16 protein-coding genes are annotated in these 14,523 nt (G+C 35.7%); 6 read left to right on the plus strand and 10 right to left on the minus strand.

The features are described 5' to 3' along the window. Positions 1–54: 54 nt before the first annotated feature. Positions 55–816, plus strand: a complete 762-nt coding sequence (locus tag ACX5JI_RS06765; protein ID WP_459500345.1) for a L,D-transpeptidase — start codon at positions 55–57, stop codon at positions 814–816. Positions 817–1,068: 252 nt separating this feature from the next. Beyond that, positions 1,069–1,338 (plus strand): hypothetical protein, encoded by a 270-nt coding sequence (locus tag ACX5JI_RS06770; protein ID WP_459500347.1) that lies wholly within the window; start codon positions 1,069–1,071, stop codon positions 1,336–1,338. A 10-nt stretch (positions 1,339–1,348) separates the two neighbouring features. Here ACX5JI_RS06770 and ACX5JI_RS06775 read toward each other — a convergent pair whose 3' ends face one another. From ACX5JI_RS06775 to ACX5JI_RS06820, 10 genes are all read right to left on the minus strand, one after another. Then, positions 1,349–2,290, minus strand: a complete 942-nt coding sequence (locus ACX5JI_RS06775) for a carbohydrate kinase family protein (protein ID WP_459500348.1) — start codon at positions 2,288–2,290, stop codon at positions 1,349–1,351. Between the two features lie 136 nt (positions 2,291–2,426). Continuing rightward, complete coding sequence (locus ACX5JI_RS06780; RefSeq protein ID WP_459500350.1) at positions 2,427–2,642, minus strand: DUF1540 domain-containing protein; 216 nt, start codon at positions 2,640–2,642, stop codon at positions 2,427–2,429. Positions 2,643–2,714: 72 nt separating this feature from the next. Next, positions 2,715–3,122, minus strand: coding sequence for a thioredoxin family protein (locus tag ACX5JI_RS06785; RefSeq protein ID WP_459500352.1), 408 nt, complete (start codon positions 3,120–3,122; stop codon positions 2,715–2,717). A 12-nt stretch (positions 3,123–3,134) separates the two neighbouring features. After that, positions 3,135–3,554: a disulfide formation protein C gene (locus ACX5JI_RS06790; protein ID WP_459500354.1), complete on the minus strand. Its 420-nt coding sequence runs from the start codon at positions 3,552–3,554 to the stop codon at positions 3,135–3,137. A 435-nt stretch (positions 3,555–3,989) separates the two neighbouring features. Beyond that, a complete protein-coding gene (locus ACX5JI_RS06795; protein WP_459500355.1) occupies positions 3,990–4,238 on the minus strand; it encodes a YhdB family protein in 249 nt (82 codons plus the stop codon). Between the two features lie 122 nt (positions 4,239–4,360). After that, a complete protein-coding gene (locus ACX5JI_RS06800; RefSeq protein ID WP_459500356.1) occupies positions 4,361–4,864 on the minus strand; it encodes a PCYCGC motif-containing (lipo)protein in 504 nt (167 codons plus the stop codon). 70 nt (positions 4,865–4,934) lie between these two features. Next, positions 4,935–6,023 (minus strand): GerAB/ArcD/ProY family transporter, encoded by a 1,089-nt coding sequence (locus ACX5JI_RS06805; protein WP_459500357.1) that lies wholly within the window; start codon positions 6,021–6,023, stop codon positions 4,935–4,937. Between the two features lie 12 nt (positions 6,024–6,035). Continuing rightward, entirely contained in the window at positions 6,036–7,118 is a 1,083-nt protein-coding gene (locus ACX5JI_RS06810; RefSeq protein WP_459500358.1) for a Ger(x)C family spore germination protein, read from the minus strand. Continuing rightward, complete coding sequence (locus ACX5JI_RS06815) at positions 7,115–8,554, minus strand: spore germination protein (protein ID WP_459501043.1); 1,440 nt, start codon at positions 8,552–8,554, stop codon at positions 7,115–7,117. The genes ACX5JI_RS06810 and ACX5JI_RS06815 overlap by 4 nt, the downstream gene beginning before the upstream one ends. A 527-nt stretch (positions 8,555–9,081) precedes the next feature. Next, positions 9,082–9,666: a hypothetical protein gene (locus tag ACX5JI_RS06820; protein WP_459500359.1), complete on the minus strand. Its 585-nt coding sequence runs from the start codon at positions 9,664–9,666 to the stop codon at positions 9,082–9,084. 410 nt (positions 9,667–10,076) lie between these two features. Here ACX5JI_RS06820 and ACX5JI_RS06825 point away from each other — a divergent pair, with 410 nt between their 5' ends. From ACX5JI_RS06825 to cdr, 4 genes are all read left to right on the plus strand, one after another. Next, positions 10,077–10,637, plus strand: a complete 561-nt coding sequence (locus tag ACX5JI_RS06825; RefSeq protein ID WP_459500360.1) for a nitroreductase family protein — start codon at positions 10,077–10,079, stop codon at positions 10,635–10,637. 110 nt (positions 10,638–10,747) lie between these two features. Then, complete coding sequence (locus ACX5JI_RS06830) at positions 10,748–11,038, plus strand: hypothetical protein (RefSeq protein WP_459500361.1); 291 nt, start codon at positions 10,748–10,750, stop codon at positions 11,036–11,038. Between the two features lie 76 nt (positions 11,039–11,114). Continuing rightward, positions 11,115–12,530: a stage V sporulation protein SpoVR gene (gene spoVR / locus ACX5JI_RS06835; protein ID WP_459500362.1), complete on the plus strand. Its 1,416-nt coding sequence runs from the start codon at positions 11,115–11,117 to the stop codon at positions 12,528–12,530. Positions 12,531–12,719: 189 nt separating this feature from the next. Continuing rightward, positions 12,720–14,387 carry a CoA-disulfide reductase gene (cdr, locus tag ACX5JI_RS06840; RefSeq protein WP_459500363.1) on the plus strand — a complete coding sequence of 556 codons (1,668 nt, stop codon included), beginning with the start codon at positions 12,720–12,722 and terminating at the stop codon, positions 14,385–14,387. Positions 14,388–14,523: the final 136 nt, after the last annotated feature.

Raw genomic sequence — 14,523 nt, forward strand, 5'->3', positions numbered from 1 at the left:
GTTCATAAGACTAGAACACATAGTAAAAGCTGATGGGATTTTGGGGGAATAGGAATGAAAAAAGTATATTTCGTTGTAATACTCTTTTTCTGTCTACCAATTAACATCTTTGCTAGTACAGATCATTTAATACTTATTAATCTTAAGACGAACCAATTATCTTTTTTTGAAAATGGGAACTATGTAAGAACGTTTCCTGTTACAACTGGAAGAATTAATACACCAACTCCTGAGGGGACATTTTGTATTATTAACAAATATAAAAATAAAGAATATCACCGTAAGAAGATTCCAGGTGGTGCGCCGAATAATCCGCTTGGAACAAGATGGCTCGGTTTAAATGAGAAAGAGTATGCAATTCATGGTACGAGCCGGGAATGGACGATTGGAAGCAGAGAATCAAATGGCTGCGTTCGTATGCACGACCGGGATATACAATGGTTATATGACCGGGTACCGTTACAAACAAAAGTAATTATTTCTCAGTTTTACACATCTCCGGAATATGCAGCACATAAGCTCGGATATCGTGTGACAAGCTGGAATGGGCGTATAATAGAAGAAGAGCAAATTGGAATATTGACACTTGTAGATCGTATGAATATATATTGGCAAGAACCAAATGGTCAATTTACGAAAGTAAAAACAGTATTGCCAAATGAACGATATGCTGTATATTATCTTGGTAAGAACGGAGACTATTATATAGGAAATAATATGTATATTATGGATGAAACAGGTGAGAAAGTTCGATATGAAGAAATACCTCATTCTATTTTAAGTAATATATATAAGCGAAAGTATGATGTACCGTAAGAGCTATCGTAAGGAGACGATAGCTTATTTGTTGTTTATATATAAATTGACAAAAATACTTTTTAGGTAGGAAGAGGGGGGCCGCCTGTGGATAGAGGCAGTTAGTGCCGTTTTTAACTTCATTTCATGTTAAAACAATAAAGAGGAAATAAGAGGTGAATGGTTTTCATAATGCCGCTTCAAGAAGTATATTCAATCGCAACTATTATGTTTTTGTGAATATAATACAGTACAGATTGGGGGCGGTATGTTATGAGGAAAGGGAATAGCCAGTTTGCATTTAAAATCTTTTTATTGACGAATTGCTTATTTATTATTTATTTGTATGTATTATATATGTTTGATTTTTACATTACCTTTATCGATTTAGTGCTTCTAGTTGGCTATATTTGGTCCTTTGTGGAAGCGAGAGAAGGAGAAGATGGGATATATCGCAAGGTAACATTATTTGGAAGCGTTTTTATAGTGATCGTATATATGATACTGATGCATGATGCTTGGAAATATGGGATTGTGATGTAGAAGCATACCTTTAGCAGTATGCTTCTACATCTTTAAGCGTTGGAAGAGAAGCGATTGCCCCATAATTTGTACAAGTTAAGGCACCTACTTTATTTGCGAATGAAACAAAATGACGTAAAGTTGAAAAATTTGGTGGAGATGTATATTCTTTGTTTGAAAATTGATATAACATTGCTCCGACGAAAGCATCGCCTGCACCTGTCGTGTCTATTTGCTGAACGGTAATAGAAGCGATAATGATTTGTTTTTCTTTCGTTGCAAGAAGTGTCCCGTTTTTTCCAAGTGTGATGGCAACACATTTTGCTCCATAGGATAACAATAATTGTGCAGCTTTATATAGATCTGTTTCCATAGTTAATAATATCGCTTCTTCATCGCTTACTTTCACAAAGTGGGCATTTGAAATGAAGATTAGGCAATCTTTTCGAAATTGCGGGATGTCTTTAATTAATGCATCACGATAATTTGGATCGAAGGAAATGAACATGTTGTGCTGTTTGGCATGGTGTAAAAGTTTGATGTATGTTTCTTTTAAATTTCCTGGTAGTAATGCAGTTGCTGATCCAAAGTGGAGTATGTCATCATTCTTGATGGTAGCAAGGTCAATGTCTTCAAATGTATATTCACCATCAGCTCCTCTCATAAAGGTAAAATCACGTTCTCCTTCACGATCAATGGATACAAAAGCAAGTGTTGTTTGCTTTTCTTTGATAAGCATCGAGGTATTTACACGTGCATCTTGTAATGTTTTTTCAAGGAAATCACCAAATGGATCCTTTCCAACTTGTCCCATGAAGGAGGAAGAGCCACCAAGTTTTGTAATAGCAGCTGCGACATTTGCCGGAGCTCCGCCAGCTTTCTTTTCAAACAGGTTACCATCTGTTAATGATGAATGACGATCAAGGCATACAAAGTCGATTAGTAATTCTCCGATACAAAAAACATGTCTCATTTTTGTTCGCTCCTCAAATAATATGTATATAATCAGTGGGGGATGAAGACCTTCACTGATTATATACATATTATGAAAGACATAGGAGAGAAAAGAAAGAAAAATCCCCATCTCAAAAGGGATGGGGGTTCATGTATTAATATTTCGGTTTAAATGTTTGGCAACATGTTTCAACACTTGTCACTGCTGAACTTTCTAATGTTTCGCCAGTTAAAACGGCATTTGTATAAGAATCATTACCTGATTGTACTGCATTTTGAGCATCAGGTTGAACAATAATTTCGTTCGCCTGACAAAAGTTTCCTTGTCCCCAAAATGAACAATTGGAAACGGAGCAGCGTACTTCTGGCATAAAATCCCCTCCTTATACATTAGTGTGGGATTTTGCGCACGTTTCATGTATAGAAGGAGTTTCCTTTTCTTATTATTTTTTGCTGTCCTTAAACCATTTTTCAAAAGCATCTTTTGATTGTTCGCCGCTAATACGACTTACTTCTTTTCCATCTTTAAAATGAATAATGGTTGGTGTTCCTGTAATTTTATATTCATCCCAAGTTGGATTATCATTTAAAATATCAATGACTTTCATATCAATGTTCATGTCTTTTGCCATTGGAGAAACAATAGGGGTAACTTTTTCACAGTGTACACAACCTGTTTGATAGAAGTAAATGGTTTGTTCTTTCTTTTCTTCATTATTTTTACGAATCTCATCAGAAGAAATTTTGTTTGTATAGTAACTTTCTTCCTTCTTTGATTCCATTTGTGTTACTGCAAAAATAGCTGCAAATAAGACGATAATAATACCGCCAAAGATAAGCATTTTTTTCATTTTTTTATCTCCTTATTTGTTTTTTATTACAATAAAGCTGCAAATCGCAATCGTGATAAAGCCGATTAATGCTAAAAATGGGATTGTGATAAATCCAAACCAGTTTATATATTCTCCTGTACAAGGCACACGCCCGCAAGCTGCGCCTGCTGCTGAGAATGCAGAAACTTTTTGAATTGCATAATGGTATAGCGAAATACAAGCACCAATACTTGCAATTGGTAAAGAGTATGTAGCGATATGGTAGTCTTTTTTTACAACTGCAATGCCAAGCCATAAAACAAATGGGTACATAAAAATACGTTGATACCAACAAAGTACACAAGGTTCAAACTTCATGATCTCAGAAAAATATAAGCTTCCAAGTGTAGCAATAAACGAAGCTCCCCAAGCAGTAAACAAAGCATATTCTTGTTTTTTCTCACGTTTCATGTTTTTTTACCTCTCTTATAATAGTTACATACTAAATTATAGTATGAAGAGGATAAGAAAATAAAGAGAAAATATTTTTATCAAGGGAAGTTTTATAACAGGAAAACTTGGAAATGAAAAAAACAAGGTACATAAACCTTGTTTTTACGGCTGATTTACAGCTTTTATCACACTAAAAAAATTTTGAATGGCTTCTTTATTTGGTTCTAGATTTGTTTTTAAAGCGGGATCAGTGTGTTTAGTGAGAGCGGTTTCATATTTTTTCTCAATTGGAATTTGTATTGTTTCCATAGATGGAGAAATTTCGTGTGCTATTATCGGTAAAGTGAGTACACCACCTATAGATTAAACTTTACCGAGGGGAACGGTTTTTTCCTTAGCATAAACGAGAGAATCCCCCATCTACCTCGTGTAGAGGTAGGTGGAGGAGTTCAATTACATTTGTAGTTGGTCTATTTCTTCTATGTGTGACTTTTGTGAAGCATGGTCGATATATTGAAATAGAAGCTGAAGTTGTTTGTCTACGTCTGATAGTTCTTTTCCATATTTGTAAGCATGTAAAAAATGCTCGATTCGTTTAGAAAATAATTGATCATTAGTTTGGACCATTAAAACGAGCAACTTATCCCAATTACAACAATAGGTGTAATAGAGAGCTTTATCGTAGTCGTTATATGTGTGCATTGTGTACCCTCCTTACCGAGGAGTTACATATAGTGTATGACAAGAGGGCGGAAATACACTTGAAAGAATTTGCTAAGGAAAATGTTGAGTGAAAAATAAAAAACGAGGAAATTCCTCGCTTTTTATGCTTTTGGCATTGGAGTAGGCGTTGGTTTTGCATAGCCTTCTTTATATTTATCATCGATGTAGTTTCGAATTTCGAGAGTGGATTTTCCTTTTTTATGCATCGATGCAGATTCTACTGCAATTTCTAAACAGTTTACACAAGTTGTAGCATGCGAATCCCAAACAACTTCGCCATTTTTCTTAATTTCACGAATAAAACAGTTTTTATTGTTTTTATGCCCCACGCTTTCGCCGCATCCACAGTAACAAGGGATCCAATTTAATAATTCAGCATTTTTTCCTGCGACTGCATAGATATCTTTCATTTGTGGATCTAGTTTGTCCAAAAATGTAGGAAGTGTCTCGATTCCTTTTGTGGTTTCTTGCAGGTCACCTTGCTGAGAATGAGAAGCGTGTTCTTCTTTCGCTTTAGGTTCGGACGATTGTTTTTTGTCCTCTGCACCACATCCAGAAAGTATGAGACTGCTTATTATAAGTAAAGAGAATAGATATTTTTTCATCTGCTTTTCCCCTTTGCTTTTATGTTAGTAAAATTGTACCAAACTCGCTAATACTTTCCTATGGTGAAGTTTAATTTTGTTTATTTTTCAACCGCCAGCGAATGGAATGCCATAGAAAGAGAAGGGGGATATAGACATATACGATATACATACCCACTTGGGATAAAACAGTATTTAACATGTTGATACTTTCGCGATTTGTAAAAAATAAAGAAGCGACATATATGACAAAAATAAAAAAAGGTAGTGTGATTTTAAATGAAATATGGAATGAACGCTTCATAGACTGACAAGAGGACCATATTGTTAAACAGAGATTAGGTAAAATGATAAGAAGCCATACAAAAATAATAATATATTCAAACCGCTGAATAAAAGGAATTTTAATAATTTTTAACATTGTTAACGTAGGCCAAATTGTATGTTTTAATAAGCCTTCACTATAGTACATAAAAGAAATAAGCGCTAAAATTACATACATAATCGTCGTAAAAGCGATACCACCATGTGCCCATTTTTTTAAAGATTTTCCTTTCTCAATAAGTGGATAAAAGACAAGGAGAGCCTCAAATCCAAGAAATTCTAACGTAGAGTCTTTCGTAGATTTTACAATGTCTAAAGGTGAATGAGTGAAAACCGGTAAAATATTACGAAAGTGTGCATATTTCATTGGGAAAATAAAAAAGAACAATACGAAAAAAGGTAGTACGATGCCCCAAAAACACATTCCCGTTACAGAACGAAATCCACCTTTTATAATATAGTAAGTGACTAATAAAAATAGTAAAGTTAGCTTCCACAATTTAATGGTAGGGAATACCCAAACTTGAATGACTTCCATATATGTACGAAGGACAGTGAGACAAAATAATAACAAATAAATCGTGAAAAGCAAAGAACAGAAGGAGCCGATCCATTTTCCAAAGCATGTTATATGAATATTGATTAGGTCGTTATCTTTCGTTAGCATTTTTAACATGCAAAATAATACAATATGAGTCGCAATGCCAGCGAGAATAAGGGAAATCCAGGCGTCATAACCAGCATTTTTAATAATCAGGCGTTGATAACCTAAAATTCCCACTCCGATTTGAAGGGAGTGAACTAAAATAAATGCAAAGTAAGGGGAGACAGTTCGCTCTTTACTGTTCATACCCATCTTATCACCTCACTATTCTCCGATACCAGATTGCACAAGATTAACATCAACTTCAACATGAACGTCTACAGATGGATATAGTGCTTGAATTTGTTGTATGCTCCATTTTCTTGATCGACTTCTAATTTGGTCGCGTATTCCTAAAGGATCTATTTTTTGATGCTGAAATTGTTGAATTAATTTTTGAGATTGATTTTTAAGCTGTTGTTCTATTTGTTTTTTTACATATTTTGTATTTTCTCTTTTGGTTAAATCAATCCAACTAGGGGCGTTTTTTATTAATCCATTTAATTTCAAATGGATCGTTACTTTAGGGATATTACCGGTTTGATCAACGTGATAGACACTTTCTCCAGATAAATTTTGTGTGACGACAAGCCCTGCATGATGATCTTTTTTTATTTTTGCTTCGTAACGCCCATTTTTAGTCGGATTAAGAAGTAATTTTACTAAAAAAGAGTCTTTTTTATCGGTATACATCACCACTTTGTCCCCTTTTAAAAAGGCAAGCCCTTTTACGGAAACCGCGTGATCATCAGTGATTTGAATGTAAGGAAGAAATGGATCGCATACAAATGAATAATAATTATATAAAAAAATATTTAAAGCTGTCTGAGGGATATTTTCATTCTGTATATTTTGTTCAAGTAAGTCAGATAAATACAATGAACCGTTTGGTGTTACATATTTTAGAAGTTCTTCTGCTGATCCATCTACAATTGCTATTTGCACATCACGTCCAACATTAGGATCGCGTTGTAAATTGCTGATGATTTCATCAATTCCATATGAACTAAAAGATTTTCCAAATAATACGACACGCATTTGTCCTACGACAACATTGTGAGGTGATTTTGCATCCAAATGAGAAGCAATCGTTTCAAGGGATCTAGCAGCGGTTGACTGCGTTTTTGGGTTTGTTTTTACACCATGCGTGTAGTCAGGATATAAAATAGTACCTTGAAATTTTTTATCTTTGGTTAAATCGAATCCAGCTACATGAATAATTCGTTGTGTATCTACTATATATGTTTGTGTGCATCCAAATTGGAAGTATAAAAAAGCAATTGCAAAGAACAATAGAATGTTTCTCATGTTTCCCCACCATCACGCTTTTGTTTCGCTTTGTTTGGACTATAGCGCCAATTTGATTTTGGCCGTAAAAAAGAAGGACGCTGAGCTGTTTGACTAAATGGCCAGCGAATGAAGCCATCTGTGCTACTTAAGCCTCGAAATGGATATAGTGGTAATAAGTAAGGCGACCCAAGTGATTTTAATTGAACGAGATGAGCTAATATGAATATGAATCCTACAATAAGACCAAGACCTCCGAATGCACCTGCTAAAAGGATAAGTGGGAATCGGAGCAACCGAATAGTAGTGGACATTTTTACAGTTGGTGTTGTGAAAGAAGCAAGTGCAGATAAAGCTACCGCAATTAATAAAATGGTACTCGTTAAAGCGGCTTCAACAGAAGCCTGTCCAATTACAATCCCACCAACAATCCCGATCGTTTGTCCAACTTTTGTAGGTAAGCGAGCGCCAGCTTCACGTAATAATTCAATTGTAATTTCCAAAAACAGCGCTTCTAGAACCGGTGGAAATGGTACATTTGCCCTCGAAAAAATAATAGGCCCTAATAAATCAGCCGGGATCATTTGATAGTGAAAAGTTAATATGGCCGTATAGATAGCAGAAGAAAATAAAGAAAATATAGCTCCAAAAAAACGAATGATCCGAAAGAAAGAGCCGATAAGCCACGGTAAATAATAATCTTCAGGTGAAACGAAAAAGTCTAATAGAGTGGCCGGTCCAGCTAATGCGTAGGGGGAGCCATCTGTTAAAATTAAAACTTCTCCATTAATTAAAGCAAATACAGCCCGATCAACCCGTTCTGTTGGTAAGAGTAACGGAAAAGGTGAGTTGCTATTATCACTAATAAATTGTTCAATCATTGTTGCATCGAAGGGGACGTCGAAATCAATATCCTTTAGACGCTGTGTCGTAGTATTAATAAATTGTTCATTCGTGATTCCTTCTATATAGGCCACTACAACGGTTGTTTTTGATATAGATCCAACAACAATTTTTTTAAAAACTAATTGCTCTGTTACGATAGAGCGCCGTAATAAATGGAGATTCGTATCAATACTTTCCACAAAACCAACTTTTGGTCCAATTACGCTATATTCATTTTCTGTATCATTATATAAACGTTTACCAAGAACAGTGCTCTCTGCTCGAATTAAAGCATACTCAGTTGCATGTGCTGAATTTTGTAATTTAATGAGTACATATCCCCCCAGTAACTTTTCACGAACATCATCAATAGAGGGTGCGGGAATAATATCTTCAATAGAGACGATGTTAGCTAAATCCGCAATGTTTTGGATTTGTTCTAATTGCCTTTTAATAGGTGTTAAAATAAATCTTTTAACTATGAGTTCTTCTACGACAGATTTATAATAAAACATACAGAGGTTTCCATCTTCTGTTATGTTGTAAGATACAAAATCAGTAGATTCTTTCATCGTATGAACAAATTCTGGAATAGAGCAATTCTTTTTTTGTTTTCCAAGTAGCGAGCGGAACACTATTTTCACCTCTTTCCATCATGCAGGATGCTCTTGTTAGTTTCTGGGAAAGGCGAAAAATTATACAAAAAATATAAAAAAGGAAATGCTACAAAATTATAAAAAGAAACATAGTGAGGCGATCTGACGAGATGGGTTCGAATAAAGTGAAACTTTAATCAGTGGGGGTTTTCTTCATCCCCCACTGATTATTAGTTGAACCAATCGGGCTTTTACGAGCAGTTGATCTCCCACCTAACTTCTTTGCTGTCGCTGAATTTTGAGGTGGGAGTCTTACTGCTCGTTAATGCGGGATAAAATGGTAAATGAAATTTTATCGACGATTTTTCAAATATATCGATCGTTTCTCATCATATATCGGCGCAAATTAAAATATATCAGCGATTCGACAAAGGATATCGACTAACCAACAAAAAATGACAAAAAACAGGAGCCCCTTAGCTCCCGTTTTTCCTTCCTTATATTTAGCCTTTTACAGACTGCACTAATTTTCTCATTTCAGTTTTTATCTCTTCTTTTTTCACATTTAATTTTTCAGCGATTTGTTTCACATGCATGCCACCTTTTTTCATTTTTAATACATCGTCTAATGGTGTATTACTTTTTTGGGAAATGATAGTTAAAACGGCAAGATGATGCAAGTGAATATGGTTCTCTTCCATTGTTTTTTTCAGTTGTTCTGGAGTGGATTTTTGCATGTCAGCTACTTTTTGCAACAATGCTGCTTTCATTTCTTTACTCATATGATGTTTATGAAGTTTCTTTTGATCTACCCCGAAATGTTTCGCTGTTTCTTCCCAAGATTTATTTTGTTTATAGTAGGATAAAACGTCATTGATATCTTTTTTACTTATTTTTGCAATGCGTGCGGTTTTCCAAATTTCACGTTTTTGATAGCCTTGTTTTTCTAAAGATTGTAGTTGTTCATTTGAGATGGGTAAGTGATAATGTACGATGATTTTTTGCTGTGTAGCGGCAGAAGCAGGGAATACTGCCATTCCACATAAAAGTCCTGTTGCTAAAATACTTGCCATCATTTTTTTATACATACCATATATTCCTCCTAATTAAATAAACTGGAAACTTTATCTATAGAGTGTCCCGAAGTTGTGGAGAAGTTGTGAAAAACATGTGAACATTGTAAGTTTTTTGTTATATAAATCTAAATTAAAAACCAACATTAAATCATTTTTTTAGGTGGGCAAAAGTGTCAGGACATGTATAGAAGCGAGCAGTGCTTTTTTAATCTCATGCTGTATGAAAATAAAAAGGGGGAATAAGTGAAGAACTATTTTTGATTTCAGCGCCACAGCTAATATGTCGAGAAATCAAAATGAATGTATACAATTTTAAAAACATTGATTAATAGTAGAAAACTGCGTTATAATCGAAATTGAAAATCAATATCAATATTAACAATAGATGCAAACATATAGATGAAAATAAGGGAGAGACACATATGACGACATATACTTCCATTGCAAATATCATTAAAGAAAGACGTTCTATTCGTACATTTACAGATAAAGCAGTAGAAAAAGAGTTGTTAATCGAATTATTAAATGATGCAACGTGGGCACCGAACCATCAACATCGTGAACCATGGAAATGTAAATTATTTATTGGAGAAGGCCGAAAAACGTTAGTGGACGCTGTGTTAAATTCTTTTACAGAAGAAGAAAGAGCAAAAAGAGGTAAAATTTTATCCGATCGTTTTTTAAGTACACCAGCTCAAATTGTTGTGTATATGGATGAAGACCCACGCCAAATCCAACGTGATGAAGATTACGCAGCAGTATGTGCATTTATGCAAAACTTCCAATTGTTAGCTTGGGAGCGCGGTTTAGGCTGTGTTTGGAAATCAGGTGGACTGAATTATAATCCTTTATTTATAAATGGGCTAGGCTTAGTAAAAGGACAACGCATTGTCGGTATTCTTCATATTGGCTATTTTGATAAGAAGCCAGAAGGAAAAGAGCGTACGCCGATTGTGGAGAAACTTGAAGTTATTGAGGGCTAATAGATAGGCTTGAGAAGCTAGATACAAAATTTGTATCTAGCTTTTTTATTTTATTGAATTATCTTGCAATTTTGCATGCGATAGTAAGAAAGGAAGCATGGCCAGAGCCTATGCAGAAAACCAATTCGTTACATGATATGGAACTGTCGTATAAAAGCATGGGACTGCACGTTATTTTCTTATATCGCAGTAACCAACGAACATTGGCACAAATATGGGAACGTGAACGAACAAAAATGGCAGAGCAAATTGATGAATACTTAAGGAAACATTTAATTAAACATCGAAAAAAATGTAAATACTGTCAAACGCATATGCCATGGGATTATCCCCATAACATGTGTCGGTGTTGTTATGAAAAGCAGTACCGCTCATATAATTATGAAGAAGATTATTGGTAACAGACTATCTATTTTTCATGAAAGCTTGTTTCTCTTCATACACTGTTTTAAGGGAAAGTGTAAGGAGGGAAACGAGATGAGAAGTGATGATAAAGCACTAGAGTATGCAATTGCTGAAATTACGGAAATTGCAACAGGGTTTGGGCTAGATTTTTATCCGATGCGTTATGAAGTATGCCCCGCGGAAATTATTTATACGTTTGGTGCATATGGAATGCCAACGCGGTTTTCACATTGGAGTTTTGGGAAACAGTTTTTCAAAATGAAGCTGCATTATGATTTGGGGTTGAGTAAAATATATGAGCTTGTTATTAACTCTGACCCATGCTATGCGTTTTTACTTGATACAAATGCACTGATTCAAAATAAATTGATTGTCGCACATGTATTGGCACACTGTGATTTCTTTAAAAATAATATCCGCTTCTCAAATACGAAGCGCGATATGGTCGAAAGTATGGCAGCAACGGCAGAGCGAATTAAAGCGTATGAACATAAATATGGAAAAGCGGAAGTAGAAACGTTTTTAGACGCTGTATTGGCGATTCAAGAACATATTGATCCATCGCTCATGCGGCCGAAGCTTGCTTGGAGTATCGATGACTTAGAAGAGGAAGAAGTAGAAAGAAAACGGGCATCACAGTATGATGATTTATGGAATTTAGATGATCGAAATAAAAAACGAGAGCTTCCTAATATGCGAAAAAAGAAAAAAATCCCGCCACAACCAGAGAAAGATTTACTGCTCTTTATCGAAGAATATAGTAGAGAATTAGAGGAGTGGCAGCGAGATATTTTAACGATGATGCGTGAAGAGATGTTGTATTTCTGGCCGCAATTAGAAACGAAAATCATGAACGAAGGCTGGGCGTCGTATTGGCACCAACGTATCCTCCGCGAAATGGACTTAACATCTGATGAAGCAATCGAATTTGCGAAGCTAAATGCAGGGGTTGTGCAGCCGTCTAAAACAAGTATTAATCCATACTACCTTGGCATTAAGATCTTTGAAGATATTGAAGAACGTTATAATAATCCAACGGAAGAGATGAAGCGGCGCGGTGTGAAACCAGGATCTGGTCGTGATAAAATCTTTGAAGTGCGGGAGATTGAATGGGACGTATCGTTCCTTAGAAACTACTTAAATAAAGAGCTCGTAATGAGAGAGGATATGTACTTATTCCAGCGCCAAGGGAAAGACTATAAAATCGTTGATAAAGAATGGGAACATGTGCGTGATCAACTCGTAAATATGCGTACAAATGGTGGGTTCCCGTACTTAGTAGTGGAAGATGGAGACCATTTAAAGAACGGCGAACTCTATATTAAACATTGCTATGAAGGAATTGAGCTCGATTTAAAATACTTAGAGAAAGTGTTGCCGTATATTCATCAGTTATGGGGAAGAACGGTGCATATGGAGTCGTTTGTGGAGAATAAAGGCGTTGTGTTTTCTTATGACGGGAAGATGGTGCATAGGAAGTATGTGTGAGGAAGCCGCTGGGATCAGTGGCTTTTTTTAGTCCAGTTTGTTTCAATTTAGTGAACAAGTATAAAGTTTGAGCTTTATATATTGTCATTATATTTTTTTATGATTATCATATACCTATACAGGTATATGTAATTTATATTTTATATATCCGTAGCAGTAAGCAAAAATAGTTGTGGAGGTTAGGGAAATATGAGCAGAAAAATCGTCGTAGTCGGTGGAGTTGCCGGCGGAGCATCAGTAGCGGCACGTCTTCGTCGTTTGAGTGAAGAGGATGAGATTATTATGTTTGAGCGAGGAGAATATATTTCGTTTGCAAACTGTGGGTTGCCATATTACATTGGCGGTGTGATTCAAGAGAGACAGAAGTTGTTAGTGCAAACAGTTGAAAAGATGTCAAAGCGATTTCACTTAGATATTCGCGTCTTAAGTGAAGTGATAAAGATTAATAAAGAAGAAAAAACAATTGTAGTGAACAATGTAATGACAAATGAAACGTACGAAGAATCTTATGACGTTTTAATTCTTTCACCGGGATCGAAGCCAATTGTGCCACCTATCCCAGGAATTGAAACCGTACAGGCGTTGTTTACATTACGGAATGTACCAGATACAGATCGTATGAAAGGGTATATTGATGAGAAGAAACCACGCCATGCGACTGTCGTTGGTGGGGGATTTATTGGGATTGAAATGGCAGAAAACTTGAGAGAAAAAGGGATTGATGTGACGCTTGTTGAGATGAATAATCAAGTGATACCACCAATTGATTATGAAATGGCAGCATATGTACATGAACATATGGAAAAGCATGGCGTTCAGCTTATTTTAGAAGATGGGGTAGAAGCTTTTGAAGAAGATGGAGCAGTTGTACGTTTAAAAAGTGGTTCGAAAATCAGTACAGATATGATTATTCTTTCAATCGGCGTTCAGCCAGAGAGTCATTTAGCAAAAGAAGCAGGGTTAGAACTTGGAGTAAGAGGAACAATTAAAGTAAATGAAAAACTACAAACTTCAGATTCGTCTATTTATGCGATTGGTGATGCGATTGAGGTAAAAGATTTTGTAACAGAAACAGAGACAATGATTCCGTTAGCATGGCCAGCAAATCGACAAGGACGTCTGTTAGCAGATATGATTCATGGACATGCGGAATCTGTATATAAAGGAACGATGGGAACATCAATTGCGAAAGTATTTGAATTAACAGTTGCTTCAACAGGAGTAAATGAAAAGGTATTGCAGCGCTTAAACATACCCTATGAGGTAGTACATGTACAAGCAAATTCCCATGCGGGTTATTATCCGAATGCCTATCCGGTTTTATTAAAATTAATTTTTAATAAAGAGTCAGGCGAAATGTATGGTGCGCAAGCTGTTGGACGTGATGGTGTAGATAAACGGATTGATGTTATTGCAACGGCAATGAAGGCGAAGCTAAAGGTAATGGATTTACCAGATTTAGAATTAGCATACGCGCCGCCGTATTCTTCTGCAAAAGATCCAGTAAACATGGTAGGGTATGCTGCAAGTAATATAATTGAAGGGCTTGTATATACTGTGCAGTGGCATGAGATTGACCATATTGTCCAACACGGTGGATATTTGATTGATGTTCGTGAGCCAAATGAGTTGAAACAAGGGATGGTTAAGGGATCGATCAATATTCCATTAGATGAATTACGTGAAAGATTGGATGAAATCCCTGTAAATCAAGAAATATATATTACATGCCAGCTCGGTATGAGGGGCTATGTTGCGGCACGTATGTTAATGGAAAAAGGGTATAAGGTGAGAAATGTCGATGGTGGTTTTAAATTGTATGCAACGGCTTTACCAGACCGGATTGTATATAAATAGGGTTAAAGAAGCCCTATTCGTTATGATTATGCGAAATGAAAATAGGGCTTTACAAAATACCCTCGAGGGTATATGATGGAGTTGTAAAAACAAATAAGAGTAAGTATTTCTTTAGATAAAGCGTATGTTAGAAAAT

The organism is Bacillus sp. C1 (assembly GCF_054570475.1).